Origin of the sequence: Collimonas arenae, from assembly GCF_000786695.1 — a bacterium.
Taxonomy (GTDB): Bacteria; Pseudomonadota; Gammaproteobacteria; order Burkholderiales; family Burkholderiaceae_D; genus Collimonas; species Collimonas arenae_A.
Genome location: NZ_CP009962.1, coordinates 575,163 through 600,848 on the forward strand (window position 1 = coordinate 575,163; position 25,686 = coordinate 600,848).

Annotated in this window: 29 protein-coding genes and 1 pseudogene; 22 read left to right on the forward strand and 8 right to left on the reverse strand. The window is 57.6% G+C overall.

Going from position 1 to position 25,686, the window contains the following annotated elements:
• Positions 1 to 25 precede the first annotated feature (25 nt).
• The 4 genes from LT85_RS02475 (at position 26) to sctC (ending at position 3,821) form a co-directional block, all read left to right on the forward strand.
• Positions 26 to 637 carry a FliH/SctL family protein gene (locus LT85_RS02475; protein ID WP_038484833.1) on the forward strand — a complete coding sequence of 204 codons (612 nt, stop codon included), beginning with the start codon at positions 26 to 28 and terminating at the stop codon, positions 635 to 637.
• Positions 638 to 1,052: 415 nt separating this feature from the next.
• Entirely contained in the window at positions 1,053 to 1,280 is a 228-nt protein-coding gene (locus LT85_RS02480) for a hypothetical protein (RefSeq protein WP_038484836.1), read from the forward strand.
• A 4-nt stretch (positions 1,281 to 1,284) separates the two neighbouring features.
• Positions 1,285 to 1,740 carry a hypothetical protein gene (locus LT85_RS02485; protein ID WP_156117410.1) on the forward strand — a complete coding sequence of 152 codons (456 nt, stop codon included), beginning with the start codon at positions 1,285 to 1,287 and terminating at the stop codon, positions 1,738 to 1,740.
• Between the two features lie 35 nt (positions 1,741 to 1,775).
• Positions 1,776 to 3,821, forward strand: coding sequence for a type III secretion system outer membrane ring subunit SctC (gene sctC, locus LT85_RS02490; RefSeq protein ID WP_172656935.1), 2,046 nt, complete (start codon positions 1,776 to 1,778; stop codon positions 3,819 to 3,821).
• 555 nt (positions 3,822 to 4,376) lie between these two features.
• On the opposite strand, the gene LT85_RS02495 is transcribed toward sctC, so the two are convergent.
• The gene (locus tag LT85_RS02495; protein ID WP_038484841.1) at positions 4,377 to 4,586 is read right to left on the reverse strand and encodes a hypothetical protein; all 210 of its coding nucleotides are present in this window, start codon (positions 4,584 to 4,586) and stop codon (positions 4,377 to 4,379) included.
• Positions 4,587 to 4,714: 128 nt separating this feature from the next.
• Positions 4,715 to 4,930, reverse strand: a complete 216-nt coding sequence (locus LT85_RS02500; protein ID WP_038484844.1) for a hypothetical protein — start codon at positions 4,928 to 4,930, stop codon at positions 4,715 to 4,717.
• Between the two features lie 149 nt (positions 4,931 to 5,079).
• Between LT85_RS02500 and LT85_RS27275 the strand changes: the two genes are divergently transcribed.
• The 3 genes from LT85_RS27275 to LT85_RS02510 all read left to right on the forward strand — a co-directional run bounded on the left by LT85_RS27275 (position 5,080) and on the right by LT85_RS02510 (position 6,509).
• Positions 5,080 to 5,214: a hypothetical protein gene (locus tag LT85_RS27275; RefSeq protein WP_301280490.1), complete on the forward strand. Its 135-nt coding sequence runs from the start codon at positions 5,080 to 5,082 to the stop codon at positions 5,212 to 5,214.
• Positions 5,215 to 5,268: 54 nt separating this feature from the next.
• A complete protein-coding gene (locus LT85_RS02505) occupies positions 5,269 to 5,727 on the forward strand; it encodes a hypothetical protein (protein WP_052134585.1) in 459 nt (152 codons plus the stop codon).
• A 257-nt stretch (positions 5,728 to 5,984) separates the two neighbouring features.
• Positions 5,985 to 6,509 (forward strand): hypothetical protein, encoded by a 525-nt coding sequence (locus LT85_RS02510; protein WP_156117411.1) that lies wholly within the window; start codon positions 5,985 to 5,987, stop codon positions 6,507 to 6,509.
• Between the two features lie 288 nt (positions 6,510 to 6,797).
• Here LT85_RS02510 and LT85_RS02515 read toward each other — a convergent pair whose 3' ends face one another.
• Together LT85_RS02515 and LT85_RS02520 are read right to left on the reverse strand one after the other, a co-directional pair.
• Positions 6,798 to 7,364: an RNA polymerase sigma factor gene (locus tag LT85_RS02515; protein WP_052134588.1), complete on the reverse strand. Its 567-nt coding sequence runs from the start codon at positions 7,362 to 7,364 to the stop codon at positions 6,798 to 6,800.
• Between the two features lie 507 nt (positions 7,365 to 7,871).
• Positions 7,872 to 8,312, reverse strand: coding sequence for a hypothetical protein (locus tag LT85_RS02520; RefSeq protein WP_038484847.1), 441 nt, complete (start codon positions 8,310 to 8,312; stop codon positions 7,872 to 7,874).
• A gap of 482 nt (positions 8,313 to 8,794) precedes the next feature.
• On the opposite strand from LT85_RS02520, the gene LT85_RS02525 reads away from it, so the two are divergent.
• From LT85_RS02525 to LT85_RS02595, 15 genes are all read left to right on the forward strand, one after another.
• On the forward strand, positions 8,795 to 9,976 hold the full coding sequence (locus LT85_RS02525; protein ID WP_156117412.1) for a hypothetical protein: 1,182 nt from the start codon (positions 8,795 to 8,797) through the stop codon (positions 9,974 to 9,976).
• Between the two features lie 10 nt (positions 9,977 to 9,986).
• Positions 9,987 to 10,325, forward strand: coding sequence for a hypothetical protein (locus LT85_RS02530; protein ID WP_038484853.1), 339 nt, complete (start codon positions 9,987 to 9,989; stop codon positions 10,323 to 10,325).
• Positions 10,322 to 10,792: a hypothetical protein gene (locus tag LT85_RS25180; RefSeq protein WP_156117413.1), complete on the forward strand. Its 471-nt coding sequence runs from the start codon at positions 10,322 to 10,324 to the stop codon at positions 10,790 to 10,792. Before LT85_RS02530 ends, LT85_RS25180 begins: the two co-directional genes overlap by 4 nt.
• Positions 10,789 to 11,127: a hypothetical protein gene (locus tag LT85_RS02540; protein WP_253273650.1), complete on the forward strand. Its 339-nt coding sequence runs from the start codon at positions 10,789 to 10,791 to the stop codon at positions 11,125 to 11,127. The genes LT85_RS25180 and LT85_RS02540 overlap by 4 nt, the downstream gene beginning before the upstream one ends.
• On the forward strand, positions 11,124 to 13,211 hold the full coding sequence (gene sctV, locus LT85_RS02545) for a type III secretion system export apparatus subunit SctV (protein ID WP_253273651.1): 2,088 nt from the start codon (positions 11,124 to 11,126) through the stop codon (positions 13,209 to 13,211). Before LT85_RS02540 ends, sctV begins: the two co-directional genes overlap by 4 nt.
• A 118-nt stretch (positions 13,212 to 13,329) precedes the next feature.
• Entirely contained in the window at positions 13,330 to 14,349 is a 1,020-nt protein-coding gene (locus LT85_RS02550) for an FHA domain-containing protein (protein ID WP_038494859.1), read from the forward strand.
• Between the two features lie 8 nt (positions 14,350 to 14,357).
• Positions 14,358 to 15,749 carry a FliI/YscN family ATPase gene (locus tag LT85_RS02555; protein ID WP_081991956.1) on the forward strand — a complete coding sequence of 464 codons (1,392 nt, stop codon included), beginning with the start codon at positions 14,358 to 14,360 and terminating at the stop codon, positions 15,747 to 15,749.
• The gene (locus LT85_RS02560) at positions 15,746 to 16,249 is read left to right on the forward strand and encodes a hypothetical protein (RefSeq protein ID WP_038484856.1); all 504 of its coding nucleotides are present in this window, start codon (positions 15,746 to 15,748) and stop codon (positions 16,247 to 16,249) included. The genes LT85_RS02555 and LT85_RS02560 overlap by 4 nt, the downstream gene beginning before the upstream one ends.
• 1 nt (position 16,250) lies before the next feature.
• On the forward strand, positions 16,251 to 16,871 hold the full coding sequence (locus LT85_RS25185) for a hypothetical protein (RefSeq protein ID WP_052134594.1): 621 nt from the start codon (positions 16,251 to 16,253) through the stop codon (positions 16,869 to 16,871).
• A gap of 38 nt (positions 16,872 to 16,909) precedes the next feature.
• Entirely contained in the window at positions 16,910 to 18,049 is a 1,140-nt protein-coding gene (locus tag LT85_RS02570; protein ID WP_038484859.1) for a FliM/FliN family flagellar motor switch protein, read from the forward strand.
• Entirely contained in the window at positions 18,043 to 18,702 is a 660-nt protein-coding gene (gene sctR, locus LT85_RS02575) for a type III secretion system export apparatus subunit SctR (RefSeq protein WP_038484862.1), read from the forward strand. The genes LT85_RS02570 and sctR overlap by 7 nt, the downstream gene beginning before the upstream one ends.
• Positions 18,703 to 18,840: 138 nt before the next feature.
• Positions 18,841 to 19,104 (forward strand): type III secretion system export apparatus subunit SctS, encoded by a 264-nt coding sequence (gene sctS / locus LT85_RS02580; RefSeq protein ID WP_038484865.1) that lies wholly within the window; start codon positions 18,841 to 18,843, stop codon positions 19,102 to 19,104.
• A gap of 26 nt (positions 19,105 to 19,130) precedes the next feature.
• Entirely contained in the window at positions 19,131 to 19,919 is a 789-nt protein-coding gene (gene sctT, locus LT85_RS02585; protein WP_038484868.1) for a type III secretion system export apparatus subunit SctT, read from the forward strand.
• Positions 19,916 to 21,010 carry a type III secretion system export apparatus subunit SctU gene (gene sctU, locus LT85_RS02590; RefSeq protein ID WP_038484871.1) on the forward strand — a complete coding sequence of 365 codons (1,095 nt, stop codon included), beginning with the start codon at positions 19,916 to 19,918 and terminating at the stop codon, positions 21,008 to 21,010. The genes sctT and sctU overlap by 4 nt, the downstream gene beginning before the upstream one ends.
• Positions 21,011 to 21,015: 5 nt before the next feature.
• A complete protein-coding gene (locus tag LT85_RS02595; protein ID WP_156117414.1) occupies positions 21,016 to 21,609 on the forward strand; it encodes a hypothetical protein in 594 nt (197 codons plus the stop codon).
• Between the two features lie 139 nt (positions 21,610 to 21,748).
• Here the strand turns inward: LT85_RS02595 and LT85_RS02600 are convergent.
• The 4 genes and pseudogenes from LT85_RS02600 to LT85_RS26365 form a co-directional block, all read right to left on the reverse strand.
• A protein-coding gene (locus LT85_RS02600; protein ID WP_253273653.1) for an IS3 family transposase occupies positions 21,749 to 23,288 on the reverse strand; the annotation gives its coding sequence in 2 pieces (ribosomal slippage) (positions 21,749 to 21,787 and positions 21,789 to 23,288; 1,539 coding nt in all).
• Between the two features lie 594 nt (positions 23,289 to 23,882).
• Positions 23,883 to 24,218, reverse strand: a pseudogene (locus tag LT85_RS02605) (transposase); the annotation flags it as partial.
• A gap of 378 nt (positions 24,219 to 24,596) precedes the next feature.
• Positions 24,597 to 25,136 (reverse strand): hypothetical protein, encoded by a 540-nt coding sequence (locus LT85_RS02610; protein WP_038484880.1) that lies wholly within the window; start codon positions 25,134 to 25,136, stop codon positions 24,597 to 24,599.
• Positions 25,137 to 25,165: 29 nt separating this feature from the next.
• The gene (locus tag LT85_RS26365) at positions 25,166 to 25,345 is read right to left on the reverse strand and encodes a hypothetical protein (RefSeq protein WP_156117415.1); all 180 of its coding nucleotides are present in this window, start codon (positions 25,343 to 25,345) and stop codon (positions 25,166 to 25,168) included.
• Between the last annotated feature and the right edge of the window lie 341 nt (positions 25,346 to 25,686).

Consider the following 25,686-nt stretch of genomic DNA (forward strand, 5'->3'; position numbering starts at 1 on the left):
TTAAACAGCCAAGCGAGATATTTCCATGCAATTTTGTGTCGACGTCGTTTCAGTTCCTTCTCAATTACGCGCTCACGACGGCGTATTGCGCGCGTCCGCCATTGCCGTCACCAGCGATGCGGCGGCGGCGGCGGCGGCGATCATGGAAGATGCCGTGGCAAAGGCACAGGCGCTGGCCCGGCAAGCCGATGCGGACGCGCAAGCAGCGGTGCACGAGGCAGAATGCAGCACGATCGAACAGGCCGGGCATCTGCTGCAAACGCTACAACAAAGGCACGCCGCATTGCTGGACGGCGCGCAGCAGATCGTGGTCGATCTTGCTCAGGCGTTGTTCGAACGACTGGTCGGCGAACTGACGCCGCGTGAACGGGTCGTGGCAGGGCTGCGGCTGCTGCTGGTGGAAGCACCGCCGAAACTGGTGTCGCCGATGCTGCGCGTGCATCCGGATGATATCGCGTTGTTGCCGGAGATCGACTGGGAACTCAAGGCCGACCCCGGTATGCCGCGCGGCTGCTGTCGGCTGGAGGCGGATAGCGGCGAGTGGTCCGTCAGCTTCGATGCGGCTGTGGCGGCGCTGAAGTCGGCGTTCATCAAGGCGGTAGCTGCGCCTTCGGCCGATGGTGAAGCCGAACGCTGAGAACCTGCCGGAACTATATGACCGGGCCGGCAAATGGTTGCCGGTACTTTATCGCATGTAGCTGGATTTTTTAGAAAAACAACAAACGATTTATAGCGATTCTCCCAATCCTTCCTGTCTTTCTGATTGCCTATTTCAACTTTCTAATCTCGAAAATTGCGGGCGGCGGATAGTCGTTGGCTTACCCAACTACAAAATGCCGACGCTGGATTGAATTCCGGTTCGGGACGTTGTCAAGTGGTGCCGGCAGTTGGCAGTTGGCAATTGCGATAGAGGACCTGTTTGGGCGCAGCGAGTTTGCCCGCCTATTTGTCACAGAATATTCACACCAAACTGAACTGTTTGACGTCACGCGCCACTCATCAATAGATCGGACCAAACCGCGTTCGAGCAACCTCAATCGTAAGGAGATCCCATGTCGATCAATCAAACCATGCCCGTCATCCGCCGCCTCAGCCACAAATTGGATGACGCTGACCAGAAGATGGATGTCTATCTTCAGGGCCAGGCCAACGGCGAAGCAAGCGACGGCGGTGAATTTCTCAAAATGCTGGAGCAGCGCACAGTCACCCAGAGGGCAATGGAGGCACAGCTCAAACTCAACGAAAAGCCGGTGAAAACGGTGATGACGGAAAGCCGTTAAGTCGATGAATGGGATGGACGCAATGGATACCGACGATCTTCACACCTGGCTGGTGCAGCAGGAAATGGGCTGCCTGGTCGATCTCGATGGCGAGTCGATCTACCTGAAAGCCGATGCCGGTGGCGCCGAGTTGGGCGCGCTGCTGCTGCCGGCCCCTACCGGGGAGCAGATTCGGCTGGCGCTGCAACAAGGGTTTTCCCATGCGCTTGCGTATGGCGCCGGTCTCGTTTATCACGCCGACCACGCCGTTGGGGATAGCCTGAGGCTGAGCCAATGGCTGCCTGGAATACGCAGCTGGCAGGAGGCGGCCCGCCCCTTGGAAAACCTGTTGACCCAATTGACGGCATGGCGTGTGATCTTCGCTCCCAAAGCCAGCACGCTGGACGTGTCGCTTGCGCCCGCAGCGGCGTTTGACCGGACCGAACAGCGCCTGCGCCTGCTGATGACGGCAGGAAAGTGATGAATGTTATCTACAGATTGCAGACAGGGTCCAGCATGAAACACTTCTTGATGCGGTCATTGATCGCTGCACTGTTGGCCGGTGCCCTGTTGGTCGGTGCACCGTACGCCGGCGCCGCTGTGCCTGCCAGCTGGAAGGATTCCAGCTTTGCCATCAACGCCAGCGGTATGACGCTGCGCCAGGTGCTGCAAGAATTCGGTTCCGCTTACGGGGTGCATATTGCGGTCAATGCCGCTGCGGATATGGTATTGAAAGGCCGCGTGCAAGGCGCCACCGGTAGCGAGTTTCTGGAGCGGCTGGCGCTGGTGCACAAGTTCCGCTGGTTCGTCTACAACGATACGCTCAACATCGTGCCGAGCGACGATTACCAGTCGATGCGGCTTGAAATCGGCGAAGACGCAGTGGGCGATGCCAAGGCGGCGCTGATTGGCTTGGGCTTGTTCGATAGCCGTTTCGGCTGGGGGGAAATCCCGGATGAAGGGGTAGTGATGGTCAGCGGCCCGCGCGAATACGTCAACCTGGTGCGCACCACCTTGCTGACGGATGGTAAGAAGGCCGTCAGCCAGGGTAGGCAAGTGATGGTGTTCCGGCTGAAATATGCCAGCGCCACGGATCGTGTTATCAGCACCCGCGGCCAGCAGGAAAAAGTGCCCGGTATCAAAACCATACTCACCAATCTGTTGACCAAGGATAACCAGGCCGGGGTTGCCGATGACCGCGACAGACCCGATTTGCGAGGCGGGCGTTCGCGCCGGAATGGGCAAGGGGCGGGCGTTGCACGCGAGCTGATGAGCCAGCGCAGTGAAGATGGCGGCCGCATGCAAGGCGGTGAAGGGCAGCCGCGCAATGATTACGGCTATGGAAACGGCGACGACGGCGACGGTAACCGGAAAAAAATGAAAAACAGCGCGCCACGGATCGAAGCCGATTCGGCGTTGAACGCCATCATCATTTACGACAACGCCAACAAGCGCGAGATGTACCAGAGCCTGATTGCGGAAATCGACATTGAACCCCAGCAAGTCGAAATCGAAGCGTTGATTGTCGATATCGACCGCAACAAGCTGGCCGAAATGGGCGCCGAATGGAGTTTTTCATTGGGCGCGGTGAATGCCACCGTCAACGGCAGCGCCGCCGATTCGAGCGGCGTCAATTTGCCGTTGCCGGGCTCGACCTTGCTGATTAAAAACGCCGCCAGCTTTTACGCCCGGCTCAAGGCCATGGAAGGTAGCGGCGATGCGCATGTGCTGGCCAAGCCGACCGTGATGACCTTGGACAACGTCGCCGCCGTACTCGATCTCAGCCAGACCGTGTATTTGCCGCTGGTCGGCGAACGGGTGGCCGATGTGGTCAATGTGACAGCCGGCACCACGCTGAAAGTATTGCCGCGGATTGTGCGTGAAGGCGCCAATACCCGGGTCCGGATGGATATCGACATCGAAGACGGTGTGCTGGGTAACACCACCGGCAAGACCAATGCGACCCGTTCTACTGTCAGTACCCAGGCGATAGTCGAACAGCAGCAAACGCTGATGATCGGCGGTTATCACCAGGAATCGACCACGCAGGACATGAGAAAGATTCCCTTGCTGGGAGATATTCCAGTGCTGGGCGCCTTGTTCCGCAATAGCGCATCCTCAACCAAGAATCGCGAACGGCTATTCCTGATTACGCCGCGCTTGATCCGCGCCTCCGGCATCCCGGCTGCAGCCAGCTCCGGCGTTTCCGAACTGGCACGCCAGCTGGTGCCGGCAAGTCAGGACCGGGTGGTTCCGGTGGCGGCGCCTGTGCCGGCATTTATTCCAGCCATCTCCATTCCGAATGATGGCCGTGCCGGTGCAATCCCTGAGAGTGGTCCGGCTATCGTGCTTCCTGTTCCTGGCGGCGTCCCTGCCGGCCCGGCCGCTGTTCCGGCACTTCCTGCGGGTGCGCCGGCAGCCCAGGCGAAACATGCGGTCGTGCGTGACGAGGTTACCCGGGCTGAACCAGTGCGGAATCAGGAGTCGCCGTTCCTGATTACGCCACGCTTGCTGGGTGAATCCGGCATGACCGCCATCAGCAATTCCGGCGCTTTCCGGTAAGGCAAATGGCGAGTTTACACGGGGCAGAGTTTTTTACCCCGGCGGCGACTGCAAAAAACAGCTCGCCGGGGCCAGAGCTTTTTTACGCGAGATCATCGCGTCAATTACTCTGAGCCCGTTGAGCGGGTTGCATAGCGCAAGCGGTTGCATCCAGCCGCAGGCACGCTTCAAAATGTGTCGACTATCATTCGGGCTTGAACGCCAGCTCGCCACACAAAAGGATGTCTTTCCAAAAATTCCAGATTGATTCCATTGGCTATTCTTTGGCCGAGACGAAAGAACCATGGCGGGTGAGGTCATCGTTGTGCCTGCCCTATATCCGAAGGAATCAAACTGGCAGGCAGAATCGGGGCATTGCATCGGGAGGAATCTGGGGCGGATTTTGTACGATGCAGGGAGAGGCAGACAGGAAGCTTGTGATAGGTTTTTGCCGCAAGCGGCTTGCTGTTATTTGCAGCCGGATCGGCGTTGCGCGCGTGCTGGATGGCGCAGAAGATAACGCACATCCGATAGCGTTTTGCGAGATGCCGGACGTGCGGGACGAGGTTGCGAGAGTCAGGACATATCGTTGGCCGATTTGGCCAGTGTGTTGAGGCCCTTCATTTTTGCCATGATATTGTTTTGCGCCATTCTCCAGAGCGCATCGTCCATCGCCTGCTGTTCCAGTTGTGCCATCTGGGCGTTGACGTCGGCGGCATTTTTATCCAGATTGGCGTTGATAAGATTGGATTGGTTTTGGCTGAAGCTGTATCCCGTTGAGTCCATCTGTAAGTCTCCAAGGAAGAGTCAATGTTTACACGTGAAGAAGGTGCTCAAGAATGTGATGAGCACCTTCGGTTGCATTGCTATGACATAGGCAAAATTTGGCCCGGTCGCTTTATCAGGGAAATGGATTACCCAAGTTGACCCATGGCTTTTTGCCCATCGTTGTAGCGACGCATTTGATTGTGCTGCAAATTGACTTTTGCGCCGGCAATAGCATTTTCGCCTTCTTGGTGTTCAATTGCAGCCATTTCCTGCGCTTGTTTCAAGGCATCTGCTTCGCGCCATGCGTTCAGCCCGGTTTGCGTTAAATTTGTGAGATCTACACCTCCGAATTTACCTGCCATATATATCCTTTCGTATCAAGTTGAATAAGTGAATTTGACTGCTCTTTACTTGCTTTCGACAGTCCAAAGTAGGTGGCATTAAGCCATCGTTTGGTTCCGTTCGTTTCATTCTTTCGCTTGAAGTTTGCCTGCAGTCTTAGCGCAACGCCTTGAAATTGCTGTTTCTGGGAACTTTGACGATTCTTTCATCACACATAAGCGTATTGCGTACCGCCGGCACCTTGCCGGTTCGGGTGGTGGAGACCGGCGATCTGAACTATCCGATAGCCGCCGAAGCGCCGTAACAACCGATTAAAAGCAGGCGTCGACAAGACACTTGAATCAGCCAAGTCATTACTTTGCCTTTCCAAAATCAAACTAAAAAACAGGACGAACCGATAGACGAAGCTGTCGGCCGCATGCGGCGTTTTCTACGTGAGATGGTCGAGTATGTCGATCAAGCCGATAGCCCCTATACGGTACCAGTGATCGAACTGCAATTGGGGGAGGTCCTGACCATCACCTCGTTGCTGCTGGACAATCCTGGGCCAAGCTTATCCATTACCGCTTTGCTGCCGCGCCAAGAGAACACCGGCTACCTTGATGTGCTACATACCGTGAGCATTGGCGGCTATCGGGGAATCACCGGCGGCGGGGAGTTTTTTTGGCATGCTGAACAGGGGCGTTTCGTCGTGATACGGCTGGTGCCAGTGCTTGATTTGCCAGATGAGCGCAGCGTGCTGGATGCCATCCTCGACCTTTCGGAGGATGCGTTCGACTGGTTTTGTGTTATTTCCGGCGCAGCTCGGCGTATCTGAAGCAAGCGATGTCGATGACAAATAAATTCCTCGGACAATGGAACAACCACCTCATTCCTTGCCACATATAAATGCGCAATATGATGCGTGATTAATTAACTTTCAGGAGAAATACCATGCCACAAGTTTTAGCGGCTGTTCTACCGTCAGTCCTCAGCGCACTAACACCACCACCACCTCCACCGCCACCACCAGCACAAAAGCATGATTTGTCGAAGCAATTCAGCGGGGGCGCCATCGACGGCTAAGTGAAGCCGATGGTGATTAGTCGCAGAGAGCGCAGGCCGGGCTCTTTGCGCCACGCATTACTTGATCAAGGGGCAACTTTGGCAAATTTACGATTGACTGAAAAAGCCGATCTTGGCGTCTTGTACGATGCCGAGATTCAAAATTACGACCCCGATTGGTTTCGCAGTTTAAATTTTACAAAAGAAATGTTTCTTGCCCATTATGCCAACGTTCATTCGGTAGGCTTCGAGATTGATGGCAAGATGGTTGGCGGTATGCTGCTGCATGAACGGAAGGCGCATATGGCGGTACTGCCCGAATATCACGGACGCTGGTCCCTGTTATGGATGCCCGCACTTGCTTGGTTGTTTTCGTTGCAGGATCCGGTTTTTGTCGATGTCGCGATAAACAACGAAAAATGCATCCGCTTATTGGAGCGGAGTAATTTCAAGCGTACAAATGTTATGGCTAATGCCGTCAGTTTCGAGCTTAGCGCCAAATATGTCGCCCATTTGCGCCAACCTCGCTCTGCAATAACGGAACAGCCCGTTTAGCGAGCCGGTTCGATCCAATTGTGTAGTGAATTTGGGTCAGCTTTTTTCAGGTGATTTGATGACTGAAAAACGCTGACCCCAATTCGCGTTAACGAAGACAGTGTCTGCATCGGCAGATTTTTTTCGACCTACCTCGCGCCGGGCATCGTCCGCCCAGTCGGGTGGAATGCTGGCACGCTACCTGAAAGCAGAGCTGCTGACCCATTGAGCCGCGCCATTGCTGCATCCCTGCGCGGATCACGCCATTGTATAACCCAGCAGGTTCCGGATCGGCAGCCGTACGGCAATTCAAGCCAACTGCGCACGAATCTGGCCGCGCAAGCGCGACACCCGCGAGCGCACCGTGCCAATCGGAATCTGCAGCCGTTCGGCTGCCAGCTGATAAGTGCTTTCGCCGTCTAGCACTGCCTCGAATGTGGCACGCAGCTTGACGGGAACTTCATCCAGTAGCGACCGCACCATACCGACGATCTGACGCCGTTCTATCAGTTCGGCCGGATCGGAATTCAAGTCGACCACCTGCTCCAGCATTTCTTCTTCCATCGCATCGCAAGGATCGGCGCAATTGCGACGCACCTGGTTGCGCGCCAGATTGAGCGCGATGCCGAACAGCCAGGTAGATGGCTTGGACAGCCCGCTGAAGCGGTCGGCGCAACGGGCGGCTTCGAGAAAGGTATTTTGCACCACGTCTTCGGCATCTTCGCTGTTGCGCAGATAGCGCTGCACAAAGCGGTAAAGATGCTGGTGGTGGGTGCGGTACAGTTGGTCGATATCGATGGGCGGGATAGAAGATGAGACAGTATCGCCAACGGTTTGGAAGACGGTGGTTTCTGGCGTGAGAGAGATAGATGGCATTTTGAAGCTTGCTCCTGGAAACGCGCCACTTGGCGGGCGTGACCATGTATTCGCAACCCCTGTGCCACCGCTGTTTTAAAATGTAAGTCGTTGAAAATAAAAGGGATGTGTAAGAATTTAATACGGATTTTTAGAGAATTTCTAAAAATCCCAATAGTGGTTTTAGAAAAATTCAAGGAAAAATGCGCCATGCCTGGAGCGCGGGAGAATGCGAATCGCCGAGTGGGAGTTGTTGCCATTATTGTTGAGCGGCGTTTTGTATTGGGCGACGCCGTATCAAAGTATTACCGGGCGGGCACGGCATTGAATGAAACGTGCGCTGTCAGCGGAATTGTCGGGCCATGCGGTAGCCGAGCGCCTCTTCTTGTATCTCAGGATAGAGGGGGCGCGATCACGAAAATTGGGTTGAGATCCCGGCCTAGGGATAGGCCGGGGTTTGCTGCGGAATGCTCACCTGAACGAATCGCTTGATCGCGTCTCGCCTATTTGCGAAATGCGTTCGAGATATTACGACGCAAGATCTTGTCCGTAATGTTCTGATGCCAGCTTTATACCGGCTTCATGGCCATACCCAAGGGCATTGGTGCGCGCTTCAGAAACGAGATTTGCGTGGTTTTGTCCCACAGTTGAAGAAGTTACAGCGTTAAATGCAAACATGTGACCGAAACCTTGTCTGACTGTGCCAGGGGTCATTTGGGCGACGACATCCGCTGTAGTTTTAGGTGTTTGCTGTGCTGCAGCGGTTTCTTTGTCCAGTAGCGTCTTGAGGTCGTCACGGTGAAATGGCGCGTTCGTTAAATCGGGATGGCTGTCATAAAAATTGGTAACGTTTTGTGATGGACCCATGGGCGTCTTCCCAAGGACGGCCCGCACTAAGCCGACCACGCCGCCGGTCGCATGACCATTAGCTCTGGCGGCAGGACCATCTTCATTTGGACTGTTCACCATAAAACGGGTGGCTTGCGCTCACGCGTTATCCGGGTTTCGCATTTGCTGCGAATTGGGTAGCTTGGCCGTCGGTTGCGACTCGGTCGCCGCTGAAGGCACGTGGTTCTCCTCTGGGCGCGAAAGTGGATTGGCTATGTGAACACTGTTAGTCGGGGCGATATTGGGCATTATGCAATTCTTCCTTAAATTAAGTATCTGAAATTTACCTGCAAGAAATTCGCTTATCGCTTCATTTGTTACTGAGAAATGGCGATACATGTCATTCCCACAGGATTGTGTGCATCACTTTCGACGCTACCGATGTGTGGCATCAGAAGGAAAGCTGGTTCCTTGGTCCATCCGAAAAAGCTCGCCAGCCTGAATCGCTTCTGCGCCAGAAAATATCTCGGCAATCAGAACTTACAAAGCTTTCAGGTCTGACACCCGCCGCGCATACCAGCGCCGCAATGGAACTGAACGGCGGATTGCGCCACATACCAGGTATGCCTAATCTCAATATCAATGCCGCCTCCGGCAACGTCGTGTTTGCCGCGACCAGTTCGAATGAGGCCGATTCGCCGGCGCAGGTCGATCTCACTCCAATGGCTGAATTTGGCGCCCGTGCCAATGTGCATCATCACCACGTCCGGAAAGCGCCCCGGCCTGCGCCGCAACGCACGCAAAAGCGGCCGGGAGTCAATCGGAACGCGGTCAATTCGGCGGACAGCCATGACGACGATCATTTGGGCGCTGCCGCCAATGAGGCTGTCGAGCGCATGAACCATGGCGGCGGCACGGCGCTTGATGACTGGCTGGCGGGAAAATACGATGCGCTGGAACAGCACACCCTGCTGCGCCATGCATTGGAAAACAGCGACGGCAAGGACAGCGAAGGGTTGAAGCAGGCCATCTCGCGCCTGGAAGAAAAGCATGGCGATGCACTGAAAGGCGCACGACCGCAGGCCGAGGCGTTCGAGAGCGCTCTGGAGCATCTGGGGACATTGGCCAAGGCCGATGGCGGCCATGCCAATCCGGCGGCGTCGCACCAGATCCGCGCGATGTTCGGGGCCAAGACGGGAGACAGGCAGGACAAGCCGTTCGCAGCCACCGAGCTGGCGCAGACGCTGCTGGCCAAATTCGGGGCACAACATTTTGTCGCCGGGCTGGCGCAATTGCGCTCTGCCATGAGTGCGCCTTTGCATTCGCCGCGTGGCAGCAACCAGGCTTCGCGCATGTGGCTGTCGATGTCGGACGCCGCCAGTTTCAATGCGATCCAGTCCAGCTTCGCAATTGGCCACGATTTGCATGGAAAACTTGCGGTGGCCGGGGTGACGCCGCACGCCAGCGAGGCGGAAACCGGCATCGCGCTGTTGCGCGCGCCGGAGCAGGATATCGGCAAGTCCAAGGCGGCGCTGCTGGCAGCGATCAATGGCGATCAGACCAGAACCCCGGTCCAGCAAGGGCAGGTGGCGCGCCTGCTGGCGCAGGCGGTGGATACGCTGCCGCAGCGCTTGTGGCCGCAAGAATCGATGGGGCAACGCGCCGACCTGTTGGTGGCGTTGCGCGGACAAGCCGCCGCCGCCGGCCAGGCTTCAGCGGCAGCATTTGCCAACTCGGCCGAAGCCGCGCTTGAAAAGCATTTACGGGCAGGCGCTTCGACAGTCCCGCAAAAATCAGAAATCTAGTGGAGATAGCATGCACAAAACACTATTCAACCTGATCCTCACTGCACGCCGCGAAGGTGCCGTTGCCAGTCAGGTCGTCGATAAAGGCTTGACCTTGCTGGCCTATCCGTTGGCCGACGGCGTGCTGGTCGGCATCGGCTATGACGGCAACAGCGGCCACGTGGTGGATGCCGAGCTGCTTTTGCGCCGCCGTGGACAGCAGATGGCGCGCTACGGCAGCTGGTTGCCGTCGATGTTTGTGGATGGCAGCTATTTTTTGCTGAGCCGCCTTAACGCCCGCGATCCGGCGCAGAATGCCCGCGAGGCGGCAACGCTGGACTTGGCGGCGGCGCGGGAATTGCTGGCATGAGTGGGGTCGGAGCGGGGTTGCCGCGCGGCGGCGGCCGTCCGTCTACCAGCGCCGCCGGCGACATCCGCAATCTTGAACCGGCCCGGATCACGCGCCAGGTCTTGTACCCGGCCAGCGTGGCCAACGCCGCAGAAATTGCCGATCAGGATTTCAACCAGTTAGCGGCTGCCCTGGCGCAGCCCGCGCAGGCGGTGGATCGTGCGCTGGCGCCGCTGATCGATTTCCTGGGGCCGTTGCTGACAATCGCCAGCCCGGCCTGGAGCGGCGACCCGGTGCCGCGCATGCGCGATCTGCAAAAAATACTGGTGGCGCATTCTCTGACGCTTGATCGCGCTGAACGCGATCCGTGCCTGGCTGCGATTTCGGTGGTGGAGCAGGCCGTCACTCTGCGCCTGCGCCTGCAGCAATTGCGCATGTCGGAACTCGACATGCTGGACTCCGGTAGTGACTTAAAGGAAAGACGATGATGCCCGCAACGCAATCCGCAATCGAGTTGAGCGCCAGGCCGGCAACCAGGGCCGCATCCATGCCGGCCGAACTGGTGCTGGCGATCGGCCTGATCTGGGGTCATCTGAATGCCCGTCAGTTTGAGCCTGCTTACCAGCTGGCAGCCGCCTGCCTGTGCGTCTGGCCCGATCAGCCGGCTCCGCGCCTGATGTCCGCCTACGCTGCGGTGGAGCTGGGCCATCCGTTGCCGCCGGATACGCTGGTAGCCTTGCACAGCGCGGCATGCCCCGAGTGGAGCGGGCTGGTGCTGCGGCGCGCCGGACAGCGTTGGGACGGCAACTGGAGCATGGCATGATGCACGAACTGGTAATACGTATAAACGGCTATGCGGCGCAGGTTGCCAAGCGCGCCGAACTGATGGCGGCGGCGGTCGTCATCGCGATCGTCATGATGCTGGTGTTGCCGATGCCGATCTGGCTGCTGGACATCCTGATCGCAGTCAATCTGTGCTCCGCCGGCTTGATGGTGGTGGTGTCGATGTATATGTCGGGGCCGACTGCATTTTCCACATTTCCGACGGTATTGCTGATTACCACGCTGTTCCGGCTGGCGCTGGAGGTCTCTACCACGCGCCAGATCCTGCTGGAGGCAAACGCCGGCCATATCGTCGAGACCTTCGGTAATTTTGTAGTGGGCGGCAACCTGGTGGTCGGGCTGGTGGTGTTCTTGATCCTGACTGTGGTGCAGTTCATCGTCATCACCAAGGGTTCCGAGCGGGTATCCGAAGTCGCGGCGCGCTTCTCTCTGGATGCGATGCCGGGCAAGCAAATGTCGATCGACAGCGATTTGCGCGCGGGCCTGCTATCACCGGATGAAGCCAAGGCCAAGCGTTCCGAGCTTGCCACCGAAAGCAAGCTGCATGGGGCGATGGACGGCGCCATGAAATTCGTCAAGGGCGACGCGATTGCCGGCATTTTCATTGTCGCGGTCAACCTGATCGGCGGAATTTCGATCGGCGTGTTGCAGCACCAGATGCCTGCCAGCGAAGCGATGCGGGTGTATTCGGTATTGACCATCGGCGACGCATTGATTGCGCAAATTCCGGCGCTGCTGATTTCGCTGACGGCCGGCATGATCACCACCCGTGTCACGCGCGACGATGGCGTCGAAGGCGAAGAAAAAAGCAATATCGGACAGGATATTGTGGGCGAATTGTTCAGCGAACCCAAGGCGTTGATCACCGCCAGCGTGATCATGCTGCTGTTCGGCCTGATCCCGGGCATGCCGACCGTGGTCTTCCTTTTGCTTGGATTGGGCCTGTGCGGCGGCGGCGCGGTTGGATTATTGATGCCGAAGGCGCGCAAGGAAATGCAGCGCCGGGAAAACGCGTCGTCCAAACCGGGCGTGTCCGATCTCCTGACTTTCGCTGCGACCCGGCCGTTCATGATCCGCATGCCTGTCGCGCTCAAGGACACTCCGGTCGCGGCAGCGATCAATACCGCTGTAAGAATCATGCGTAACGACGTGCTGCTGCGGCGCGGCATTCCTGACTTGCCGATCATCGATTTTGAGTATTCGCCGCACGTCCCTGAAGGGCGGATTCATTTCCTGATGTCGGAAGTGCCGCTGGTCGATGTCGAGATCCGCGACGGTTATGCCGCTACGGTTGAGTCGGTGGAGCGGCTGGAGCAACTGGGTTTCAGTGCCGTCGAAGACGGCCTGGCGGGCACCAGGCGTCGCCGGGTCTGGGTCAGGAACGATCAGCCGGAACAATTGACCGCAGCGGGCGTTCTGCACGAACCTTGGGAAAAGGTGTTTGCGGCCGACATGGAAGTCGAAATGATGCGTAACTGCCAGATGTTTATCGGGGTGCAGGAAGTGCATCGCTTCTCCGACTGGGCCGAGCGCCGGGTGCCGGGGCTGGCGAAGGAACTAGCCAAAGGAGTCACCCATCCGCGTCTGGCCGAGGTAATGCAACGGTTGGCGAAGGAAGGCGTGTCCTTGCGCAATATCCGCCTGATCCTGGAGACGGTCCTGGAGTGGTCGCCCAAGGAGCGCGACCCGGACGTCGTGGCCGACTACGTGCGATTGGCGCTGAAACGCCAGCTATGCCACGAAGTGGCGCGCGACGGCTTGATCGAAGTAGTGCTGCTGTCGCCAGAACTGGAAGACACTTTGCGTAACGCTATGCGTCAGACCAGCCAGGGCAGTTATCTGGATATTGCGCCCGACATAGAGCAGGCGGTTCTTGACAAGCTCGGCGAACTGGTCGGCACCGGCGGCACCGCCGCTGCAACGCCGGTATTGGTGACCGCGGCCGATATCCGACGCGCCGTGCGCAAAATGATCGAGGAAGAATTTTTTTCGATCCCGGTATTCGCGTTTTCTGAGCTGACCCAGCATTCACGGTTGCAGCCGGTCGGGATGGTGGAGGTGTAGCAGGCTGCGACCATTGACCATTGATCGCGGCGACCGCGACCGCAACCGGATGGAACCCGAACCGCCCATGCGCCACTCATCAGCACTACCAGAAAATCCAACTTACGAGAGCCAAAGCATGACGTACGAACTGCGAATTCTGAGCGGCCTTCATCGGGGCGCGACACTGCCGCTGGATGACCAGCCGCTGACGATCGGCTGCAGTGAAAGCGCCGATGTGGTGCTGGTCGATCCTGGCATGGCCGATCATCATGCGACTTTGAGCCGGTCCGATGCCGGCTGGCTGTTGTCTGCCGACGGCGGCCTGTTGTATTCGGCCGTCGGCGAACAGGCGCAGAAAGTGCTGGATTTGACGCCAGGCGAATGCGTGTGCCTGGGGCATGTCTGGCTGGCGGTGGCGGCGGAGGGCGACGCTTGGCAGCAGGCGCCGCTCGGCAGAGGGTTGGCGCGCTTCGATCCCGCGGAGCTGGAACAGCCGCTGGCGTCGACCGTGGAGCCGCAGGCAGACGCGGCGCCGGTGAGCGAACCGCCGCCAGCCACCATGCGCGCCGCCAAGCGTGGCGGCATCCGCAAGATGTTGTACGCATCCATCGGCATGCTGACTGTGCTGTGCGCCGCAGCGGCCTACGCCATCAGCGCCAGGCCGCCAGCCATCGTCACGCCGAAACAGGCCGATATCGGCAAGGAGCTGGGGCGCAAATCCGCGTTTCCCGATAACATCGAGCGCGAGCCGCTCAAGGCCGCGGCCGAGCTGACGCCGGAGCAGTTGCGCAAGGCGTTCCGGCGTCGCTTGAGCAGCGCCGACCTGCTCAGCCGTTTCGACCTGGCCTTGGGCGATGACGCCTGGGATATGCGGGCCGATCTGGACGATGAAGAAGCGGCGCGCTTCGAGCGGGTGCTGGCTGGATTCATCAAGGAAAATCACATCAGCTTCCCGGTGCGGGCACGGGTGGTGGGTGCCGAAAACATGCTGCCGTTCACGATCCGCCAGGTCATCTCTGGCGCCAACGCCAGCGTGGTGACGGCGGATGGCGAACGTCTGTATGTGGGCGACGCGTCGCATGGGATGAAGGTGGTCTCGATTCAGGACAATCACCTGGTGTTTTCCGGCAAGCGTAAGGTCGAGGTGCGCTGGTGAGTAAGCTGATGAGTGCCTCGGCGAGCGATGCAATCGACCATGCTGCCGCTCAGGAGCAGGCGCTGGCGCAAGTCGGCGCACGGGCCGCAGGCTGGCTGCGGCGTTTGCCTGCGGCACCCGGATTCAGCAGCCATGGCAAGGTGGCGCAGGTACTGGGAACCCTGATCGAAGCGCATATGCCGCCAGTGGAAATCGGCGAATTGTGCCAATTGATCAATCCGGCCCATCCAGATAAACCGATGCTGGCCGAGGTGGTGGGCTTTACCGACCGTGCCGCGATCCTGTCTTCCCTCAGCCCGCTGGAAGGGGTGTCGACCCGCACTGTGATTGAACCGCTGCGGCGCATGCACACGATCGAGGTTGGAGACCATCTGTTCGGCGGCGTGCTGGACGGCTTTGGCCGTATGCAGTTCCGCGCGCCGGCGGCGTCAGAAGTGATCTCGACCTGGCGGGAGACGGTGCCGGTGATCCGCGATGCACCCAAGGCTACCGACCGGCCGCGGATCGCGACCTTGCTGCCGACCGGGGTGCGCGCCATCGATGGTCTGCTGACGATGGGGCTGGGTCAGCGCATCGGCGTGTTCGCCGGCCCAGGTTGCGGCAAGACCACGCTGATGGCGGCGATCGCGCGCGGCTGCCATGCCGATGCGATCGTGTTCGGCCTGATCGGCGAACGCGGCCGCGAGCTCAATGAATTCCTGGAGCATGAACTGGATGCCGAGCTGGTCAAAAAAACCATTATCGTCTGCGCCACCTCGGACCGCACTTCGATGGAACGCTCGCGCGCTGCATTCACCGCGACCGCCATCGCCGAGGCGTTTCGCGCACGCGGCAAGAATGTGCTGTTGCTGGTGGATTCGCTGACCCGCTTTGCGCGGGCACAGCGCGAGATCGGTCTGGCCGCCGGCGAGCCGCCGGCGCGCGGCGGCTTTACGCCGTCGGTCTACACCATGCTGCCGCGTCTGATCGAACGCGCCGGCAACGTCGCTGCGGGCTCGATCACGGCATTGTATACGGTGCTGGTGGATGGCGAGAACAGTTCCGATCCGATCGGCGACGAGGCGCGTTCGTTGCTGGACGGGCATATCATCCTGACCCGTAAGCTGGCGGAGCAGGGGCATTATCCGGCAATCGATGTGCTGGCCAGCATCAGCCGCGTGATGAGCAATGTCAGCAGTTCGGCGCAGCGCAAGGCGGCATCGCAGTTCCGCCAGCTGCTGACCCAATATCAAGAGATGGAGCTGCTGATCCGGCTCGGCGAATACAAGCCAGGGCGCGATGCGCTGGCGGATCGCGCAGTGCGCTTACGGCCGGCGCAGATGGATTTTCTACGGCAGGACACGCGCGAATCTTCTGCCATCGGCGACACCCTGGATAGCCTGGCGGTGCTGGCGGAATGAGTGTTCGCCAAGGCTGCGACAGCATGGGTCGCAAGCGTTCGAAGCGCGAGCTGATCGATGTGGCCGAGAGAAAAAAGGAAGACAAAAGCCTGGACAAGCTGATCGCCGTCCGGCGTCAGCGACTGGACCGGATGGAGTTCGAGCGGCTTGAAGCGCGCCAGCAATGGCGTCAGCAGCGCGCCCGGCTGCGCCAGGAGAAGCAGGGCTGGAGCGATGCTGTTGCACAAGCGCAGGCGTATTGGCAGCAGGCCCGGGCCGGCTTTTTCAAGATGACGACGAGTAGCGGTCAATTCCGTCAGAGCAAAGCGGTGTACGAGCGTTTGCAGCAGGCGGCGGCCTTGCTGCTGCAACAGGCGTGGCAGACGGTTGCCGCCTGCCGCGTTGCCGGACGAGCTTTTTTCGATGCCAATCAGCAATTGTCCGAGGCGCGTCGGCAGCTGGAAAAATTGTCGATTTTGAGGGATGAAATCAGGTCGCAACGACCATCGGAGGACGATTGATATGTCGAACGTACACAGTGTGCACAAGGCACCTTTGCCACCGCTCGTCCGCCGTCAGGAGCAGCGGCATGCCGGAGCGACGGCTCCGCCTTTTATGCTCAAAGCGCTGCCAGCCGCTAGCGCGCCCCCGGCCCTGGCTGCGGTGCGAAACACGGCCTATGCAACGCCAAATAAAACGGTGCCCAGGCGCGCAGCGGCGCAAGCCAGAACCGCCGATGCGGAAGCTGATGGCTGTGATCAGGATTGCGCGCCGGCGCTGAACGGCTGGCCGCTGCGTCAGCAGAATTTGCCGCGGCAACAACAAGATCCAGAGCAGGATGGCAGCGGCTCGGCCGACACCGGCGCGATTGCCAGGGCGAGCGTGTTGCAAGAGCAGGGCCTGGAACTAGATGGATTGGCCGACGCCATGCTGCCGTTGGCGGGCGAGCATGGCATTTTCGAGCTGATATTGGGAAATGGCGACAGCCTGGGAATCGTGGTCAACCGCATGCCTGACAAGACCAGCTTGCTGTTGTCGCCGTCTAGCGCAGCGCTCGGCGGGCAATTAAAACGCGGCCGAATGGAACTGGAACGGGGTCTGGCGCAACGTATAGGACGAGATGTGCTTCTTACCGTACTGTAGTTTCCGTGCAGTGCGGACCATTTTTCCGAGAGTTCGCCATGCCAGATGTTTGTATCAAGCTGCCCCATGCCGGGGATGCAGTTGCGGTTGCGATCAGTGCATTCGCCAGCGTGTCGCCCGGGCAGGCAGCGCTGTCGCGCCGGATCGGGAGGGGGTGCCATATCCGGCGCTCGTCTGCCGAAGGCGACATTGCGCTCAGCTTGTTCCTCGCCAATGAGGATACGAGTAAGGACGCCTTGTCCGGTGCCTTGACCCTGGCCGGCCCTTACGGCGCGATTCAGTTGACCCAGGGAGTGCGCGTTATACGGGCGCTGTGTGGGATCGATCTGAGCGATGCGCCGGGCGATGGTGATGGCGACGGCGCGCAATGGTTGCGATCGGCCGCGCTGGGGCGCTTGCAGGCAACGCCGTTTGCCGCTGCAACCCAACTCACTCGCGGTGCTCACACAATATTTGCCGACGGCGTCGCGCTGCAACTGGTGGTGCGCAGCGCGCAGCACGCGGTGATCAGCGAGATACGGGCCGAGGCCTCGGCCATGCTGGCCTGGCTAGCGGCTGGCGGCTGGCGCAGCGTGCCGGATGCATTCGAGCGCTGGGCCGGTCTGGCGCTGTCGTGGCCGGTCACGCTGGCCAGTCATGTGCTGCCTGCGGCGGCGCTGGCTAGCGTTCAGGCCGGCGATGTGATCGTGCCGGCGACGCCGCGCTTCTTGTGCCGCGGTGAAGGCGATCTCGGTTTGGGAGACATCGCTGCCCGGGTTCAATATCTCGCGCCTTGCTCGCTGAAAATCATCATTCTGGAGAAAAAATTGGAACAAGCCAACTACGAACAACACCTTGATCAGTTGAACGCCAAGGCCGCAAGCGTGCCTGAATCGACTACAACAGCACTTCCCGGCGCGGATCATGATGCGGATTCCGGTCTGGCAGCGGCCGCTGTGCAGCAGGAGGAAGCAGTGCTGGACAACGTGCCGGTGCTGCTGGAGTTTCGCATGGGACAAATTTCGATGACCTTTGGCGAGCTGCGCACGCTGGCGGCCGGCAATATCCTGCAGATTAACGGCGGCTCTCCGGAATCGGTGGCGATTGTCGCGTCGGGCCGCACGCTGGGGCGCGGCGAGCTGGTCGAGGTCGGCGCGCAACTCGGGATTCGCGTCGTGCAGTGGGCCGGAGCATGCTGAACGGTCAGACCGATGTCGTCTCATTCGCAGTCCTGCTCGGGCTACTGTCGCTGATACCGCTGATTGTAGTGACTACGACCTCGTTCCTTAAAATTTCATTGGTCCTGCTGGTGCTGCGCAACGCCATCGGGGTTCAGCAAGTGCCGCCGACCCTGGCGATTTACGGCATCTCGCTGGCGATGAGCGTGTTCATCATGGCTCCCACCGTGCAGGAAATCGGCAAGCGCGTGATGGCGGTGGAAACGCGCAACGTCGATGTGCGTTCGGCGCCGATGATGGAGCAGGCCAAGCAAGCGTTCGAGCCGCTGCGCGATTTCATGCTGCGCTTCAGCAAGCCGGAGCAGCGTGAAATCTTCCTCAATTCGGCCAAAAAGCTATGGCCGAAAGATGTCGCCCGCGAAGCCACTTCGAGCGACGTGCTGGTGCTGATCCCGGCCTTCGTCGTGTCCGAACTGCAAACCGGCTACCAGATCGCCTTCCTGATCTACATCCCGTTTGTCGTGATCGACCTGTTGATCGGCAACCTGCTGATGGCGCTGGGCATGCAGCAAGTCAGTCCGCAGACCATCTCGATCCCGCTTAAGCTACTGCTGTTCGTGCTGGTGGACGGCTGGGGAAAGTTGTTGAATGCGTTGGCGATGTCGTATCTGTAGAGGCCGCGCGGATTGGCCTGGAAAACCCGACATTTGACGGCCATCAAAGGGACGTCGGAATTTGCAGCCCGATTGCAGCCCAATCTACAAATCAAATCGCAGCGCACTCCGTCATCCGCTTAACCAAAGGAAATCGCCATGCCCGATACACTCAATTTCTTCCAGCAGGGCCTATGGCTGGTGATTGCCATGTCGGCTCCGCCGCTGCTCGTCGCGACGTTGTTCGGTTGCCTGATATCCATCATACAGGCCATCACCCAGATCCAGGATCAGACCCTGCCGTATATCGTCAAGCTGATCTCTGTGGCCGTAACGCTGGCGCTGATGGGGCGCTGGCTGGGCAGCGAAATCATCCAACTTACCGATACCGGCCTGTCGCTGGTATCGACCGTCGGCCGATAGCAATATCGCCAACCACACGGAGCATCATGGCGACCACACTTTTTATCGATGCTCAGAATCTGCTGGTGTCGATGGCGCTGATTACACCGCGTTCCTATATATGCCTGGCGATTTTGCCCTGCTTCGGCTCGCGCACCCTGGTCGGGATTACCCGTAATGCGGTGGCGATGGCGATAGCGTTGCCGGCGCTATTGCCGACCTATGCCTTTGTGCAGGAGTTCCAGCCGGGGTATATGCTGGCCGGCGCGCTGGCGTTCAAAGAGGCAGCCATCGGCGGGCTGCTCGGGGTGCTGCTGGCTATGCCGATGTGGGTGACGCAGTCGATCGGCTCGATCCTGGATGCGCAACGCTCGCCGATCCAGATCCAGTCCAACAGCGATCCCGATGCCAGCGCCACCGGCGCGCTGCTGATGCAGGCGGTGGTGGTGCTCATGATCCAGGCGGGGTTGCTGGTGTCGCTGGTGCGCGTCTTGATCGACAGTTACGGCCTGTGGCCGGCGTTCAGCCTGATGCCGCCATTTGAGACCGGGCATATGGGAGTGCTGATGCAGCGCTTCGGTGAATTCTTCTGGCATATCGTGGTGTACGGCGGGCCGGTCATCATTCCCTTGCTCTTGATCGATTTCGGTTTTGCCATCATCGGCATATTTGCCTCGGGGCTGCAAGTGTCTTTCGTGTCGTCGCCGGTCAAGAGCCTGGCCGGGTTGTTCATCTTGTTGGTCTATTGGGCTACGCTGTCGCACTACGTCAGCGGCGACTTTGCGCACATGCTGGACCTGGCGGCGCTGCTGTTGCAGGCAGGCGGCCAGCAGTGAGCGAAAAGACCGAAGAACCGACCGACAAGAAGGTAGAGGATGCGCGCAAATCGGGGCAAGTGGTGGTTAGCCGCGATCTGGCGAAATTATGCACGCTGGTGGCGGTCGGCGAGCTGGCGTTCGGCACCGAAAAAATGTGGCGCGAATCGATCCAGGCGATGATGAATCTGGCGTTCATGCGTATTGGGCAGCCGTTTCCGGAAGCGATGTGGGAAATGACGGTTGCTGCCGGCACTACGCTGCTCATCGTTTTTTGCACGGTTTTTGTCACCTGTGCGGTGGTTGGCGTGTCGGCGTTTTGGGGACAGTTCGGCGTGTTGATTTCGCCTGAAGTGATCAAGCTGAACTTCGATAAGCTGAATCCGGTGAATGGTGTGCAACAGCTTTTTTCCAAGAAAAAACTAGGTGAAGTGGCGATCATGCTGCTCAAGACGGCGGTGATCGCACTGATGATGTATAGCGTGATTCGCGAACAGTTGCCGACCATTGTGAAATTGTCCGGCGGCGAACCCAAGGATATTTACTTCGGATTCATCGCGATTCTGCATTCGGTGTTTCGCACTATCGCTGGAATTTGCCTGTGCTTCGGCCTGGTGGATTTTGGCTTGCAGAAGTGTTCCCATACAAATTCGCTGAAGATGAGCATGGACGATATCAAGCGCGAATACCGGGAATCGGAAGGCGATCCGATGGTGAAGGGGATGCGCAAACATATAGCGCAGGAGCTGGCGATGTCTGCGCCGGTGGCGAATACCGAGAACGCTAACGCGGTGGTGGTCAATCCCACCCATTTTGCCATAGCGATGCGCTACGACCCGAGCGAAGTGCCGGTGCCGATGGTGCTGGCCAAAGGCAAGGATGAAACTGCGCAAGCCATGATCGTGCGGGCGCGCGAGTGCGGCATACCGGTGATCCGGCATGTATGGCTGGCGCGCTCGTTGTACGCCACCGGCCAGGCCGATAAGGTGATCCCGAAATCGACCTATGAGGCGGTAGCGCATGTCTATGCCGTGGTCGAGGAGTTGCGCCATGCCGGTCAGATGGGGCAGGTATTCGAGTTGGAAAGTTTTGGCGAAATGCAGGAAGGGTAAGTGGAATGAATACGTCTGGAACAGCGGCATGCGGTATGGCAGCGCTCAGGTCGTCCACCGTGGACGATCAGGAGCAGATCAGCTTGGCGCAAGACCATACCGGCCATTCTGTGGCGCTGCCGGCAAGCCTGACAGCTAGCTCAGAACCGATCTTCGGTGTATCGGAACCGGCGCCGATGGTTGGCGTCGAGTTTGCGGTCAGTACTGTTGACGTTGCGCCGATGCCGGAGAGTGGAGACTGGTTGATTGCGGATTTCATCGACGGTAGTAGGTGGCTGATCAATGAAAGCGCCACGACTGAGACGCGACAGAGAACTGGAATCAGCGCCGGCAATCTGTCCGGCGCGGATGAGCCGCCAATTGCCGAAGTGGCAGGTATTAGCGACCGCACCGGCTATTTGGCAATGAGCGGCGCGGTCGGCGGCGTGCTGTTGCGCTCGCCGCTGTTGCCGAAAAAGACTGAAGCCATTGCGCCGGTCAGGCCTGGCAAACGCGGTGCGGCATATGGCGGTGGCGACCACGATGCCCGCGATCCGTCCGGTGCGTTTGACTGCCGCAGACATGGCGCGGGTGATCAGGACGACGACGGTTTGCTATAGAAAACCCACATTGCACAGCAATGTCTCCCGGCTGTCAGCGTATCTCGTAGCAATCATGTTCAGCAAGGCTTCATCTCAGAGATGTTGCGGCTGACCGAAAATTGACCCAGTGGGGGTGCGGCGTAAAACTTGGACTGATTTATGCCGTAAATCCGAGGCTTTCTCGGTATTCGAGGGGGACTGAGTGAGCCAAGGGATATCTTGATGCGCTTTTCGTTATACCAGCGAATGTAAGAATTAACTACCTGAATGAATTGCTCAACGGTTGTAGCCTGCCAGTCACGAGGGTAGAACAACTCCGTCTTCAGCCGCCCGAAGAAGCCCTCACAGGCGGCATTGTCGGGTGAGCATCCTTTGCGCGACATCGAACGAATCAGCTTTGCGTTGTGTATCCTTGAGAGCCATCCAGGCCAACGATAGTGGGCGCCACGATCAGAGTGAACGACAGGCCGATCTCCGCCGTTGGCTACCGTCTCGATGGCTGCATCCAACATCGTGTTCACCAGATCGGCATCTGGACGTGTGCCGATGGACCAACTGATAACCAAGCCATCAAAGCAATCGATCATGGGCGATAGATACACTTTCCCAGCCGGGATCTGGAACTCCGTGATGTCGGTAAGCCATTTCTCATTTGGGGTGGCAGCCTGGAAGTCCCGGTTGATGAGGTTCTCTGGCGCTGGGCTGATTTCGCCCAGATAGGATCCATACCGACACCTTCTGTTAGCGGTGACGACCAAACGTTCCTGCTTCATCAAACGTTGTACGACTTTCTCCGAGATAAACACCTGGCGCCTGCCAAGTGCCGCACGCATCCGCCGATAACCGTAGCAACGGTGATTGCACTCGAAGACTTCGGTGATGGCAAGACGCGCATCAGCATACTTGTCAGCGCCCCGGAGTTGGGCCCGATGATAAAAGTAGGAGCTGCGGGCGAGGTCAAGTTCAACAAAGAGTTCTGACAGCGAATAGGTTTGCTTCAGGGCGTCAACCAGCAGCGTCTTCTCCCGGTTGCTCAGGATCTGCAGATCGACGCCCAGGCCTTTTTTTAACAGTTCATTGGCCTTTTTCAATAGGTCGTGTTCAAGCTGTAATCGCCGGATGTCCCGTTGAAGCGACTCGACTTGCCGCTGCAGCTCCGTCTGTTCAGGAACTGGCTTTGAATCGTTCTGGCGTTTCATGGACGGGGGTGCCTCACGACCGAGTAATTGATTCTTCCAGTTATACAACGTCGGCCTGCACACTGCTAGTTTTTGAGCAATTGCTTGTGCACTTGTCTTCCTGGTACACAGATCAATGACTGCCGCATTCTTGAACTCAGGGCAGTACTGTACGTTTGCAGCTCTGCCGATAACGCGATGGCGAACTTCGGGGTGCAGTTCATCAATCCACCCAGTGAGCGTTGCACGGCCGGGGTATCCCAGTGTCTTCATAGTTGAAGCAATACAGCGATCGTGCTCTAGGTAATGTTGAACCGCCGCCTGTTTTTGTTTCTCAGAATACCTCTGCCTTGAGCGCACATAGCCCACCTGCAGATCGCGACTTTGTTCGTATTCTCGATACCAGCTCTTGAGTGCATTCTTTGTTGGATAGCCCAACTGCCGAATGGTCGGGCGAATGCGCTTCCCGAGCTTGATATAAAGCTTGACTGCTCGAATGCGGTCTTCGTATGAGTACATGAACTACCTCCAAGTAGTCCAAGTTATTGTCCGCACCCCGCTGGGTCAAGTTTCAATCAGCACCAACAGTTGACGGGTTTGATCTTATTATCGAATCGCATAAAGAATTGGCTTAGGGGAGGCAGAATATGTTAGTATACACGCATGCCATTGGTAATTGGCAACAGATCAAAGGGGCTAGGTTTTAACGGTCTGTGACGAAGAGTTCCGCGTTACTATTCTCCCCAACTATTAAACGGCCCGCTGACGCGGGCCGTTTTCATTTCAAATATCCGTGGGTAACTAGGTTGGCATGGATAGCTGTCACATAGCGCCTGTGTAATAAGGCTGGTGAGGTCCGCGGAGAACAGCAGAAACCGTCTCCAGACACTCGTTTGCCTCGAATGTATTTGTCAATTTTATTCGCGACATGTCACAGAAATTAATCGTGACCTTTAGCCTACAGACTTTCCATCCCCTTTTTTTGATGTCCAGTCAGCTTGCGCTCCAAATAATAGTCCGCCCGTCGACTGTCGTGCCGCATCGTAGTCGTAGAAGACGTGATATTTATATTCCATGAATTTCTTCCTGGCTCGCGCCAACGGTCCTTTATTGTGCCCGGTTGCCCGAGGTCAGAGGTTTCGGTACCAATGGCGTCACGCCAAGCTTCTCGCATGCGAGAATTTCCGCTCCGCTAAAATAGCCGCGGTCTGCGACCGCAGTCAAATCTTGCTTTCCGATTGCGTTTTGCGCTTGTGCCGCCATCGACGCCAGCTGCGTTCGGTCATGCCCGACATTGCTCACCTCATGCGACACGATCAGATGGTTTCTGGTATCGACCGCAGTCTGGACGTTGTAGCCCACCATGCCTGTGCCACGGCCACTCGTGGCCATGGATCTGGCACCCGGATCTGTCAGAGATATTTGTTTATCTGGCGTCTGCTGCAGTTGCTTGTTGATCTCGTTGAACCCTTCGATCTGTTTCTTCCCTGGACAAAGCGTTTCATCGAAGCCTCGGTCAAATATGCAATATCGATTTGACGCTTGTATCGAGAAATAGTCTACTAGTTCGATGCGTTTTCACACAGCCTCGGTCGTTTGCTGTCCGTCGCAATACGCATCAGTCGATCAATCATGAACAGCGAGGTCAACGCAATAAGGATAGGTCAGCGTGGGCCAGCACAGCAGGTCGGCCAGAACCGGCGCAACGGTCAACGTGCACCAACGCCTGCATCTCGCGATATTGGTGTTTTGCCGTTACTGCCAGCGAACTCAATAGAACATGGAATTACGAAGCTCAAAACGTTTTCATGGCCTGAACATTGATTCTCACCTACTTTTGTTGATGGCACGGAGCCTTTGTTCAAGCATTTTTTGAAGCGCAGACTTTGTTTGTGGCAAGCTATTCATTCGCTTATTGAATTCTTCGACAATTGAATCGTCGACATGAACGGAGGACGGATACCACGGTCTGTCCTGCAGTTCAGGGGAAGGCAATCCAAGCTGGCTCGTCACCTGGCGAAAGACATATTTAAGCTGTTCTATGCTGAGTCCCCATCCAGCTTTTGTGGCTACCTCGTGGTGCTCCCGCAGCAGGTCTTCCGCCGCGATATGCGAATGCTCACCGGCTTTCGCTTGTCTGTATTGAGTAGCGTATTGTTGGACCAGGTCTTCGCATGTGCACCATTGCTGGTAACGTTCGGTTGGCGCATTCCCTGAAGTGTAATATTTTTCGTCGCGCCCGGTTAGCGCTAACTTATTTTGAAAGCCACCAATAGCGGAGGTAATTCCGACATGAGGGAAATCATCAGGGACCTCTGCCAATTTCGACTCCCAATCGTCGATTGGCGGTGGCATTTTATTCACCATTTTACTTCTCCATACTGACGCTCGACGCTCTATGTTCGACGTGTTAGCTTTCGGAAGCTTTTTGCAGCCAACACAACCTGCTCTAAATTACCTTCAGCCAAAATATCCAAGGGCGCCTTGCCATCAAGCTCAACGTTAAGTGATGTGAAAAATCGATACTTCCGAACACCATCGGCATCACGCAAAGCTTGAGATGTTGCTTCGAGCATGTCGAGGTCGTATTTCGAGCCCACACACCCAAGAGTATATCTAATGAAAACGGAGCACCCACCTTATTGCCGTTTTTGTCATAATTTTGAACGGTAAATTGGTTGCCAATTAATTTTTTGTGCTATTATTTTCACGTCGGCTCCCGGCAATCTATGAATCCATCCAAGGATATTGCTTAACACACATAAGCAATTGCCCCTTCAAGTTAATCGATCACCATCCATTTATTTTTTTTGCAGCCTCGTAGCTGCCCTAAAACTAATTGCGCCCAGATATCTTATTTTTTGTACCTCGTGACAATCTGAAAATGTAAACAACGAGCGCATAATTTCCCAGTTGT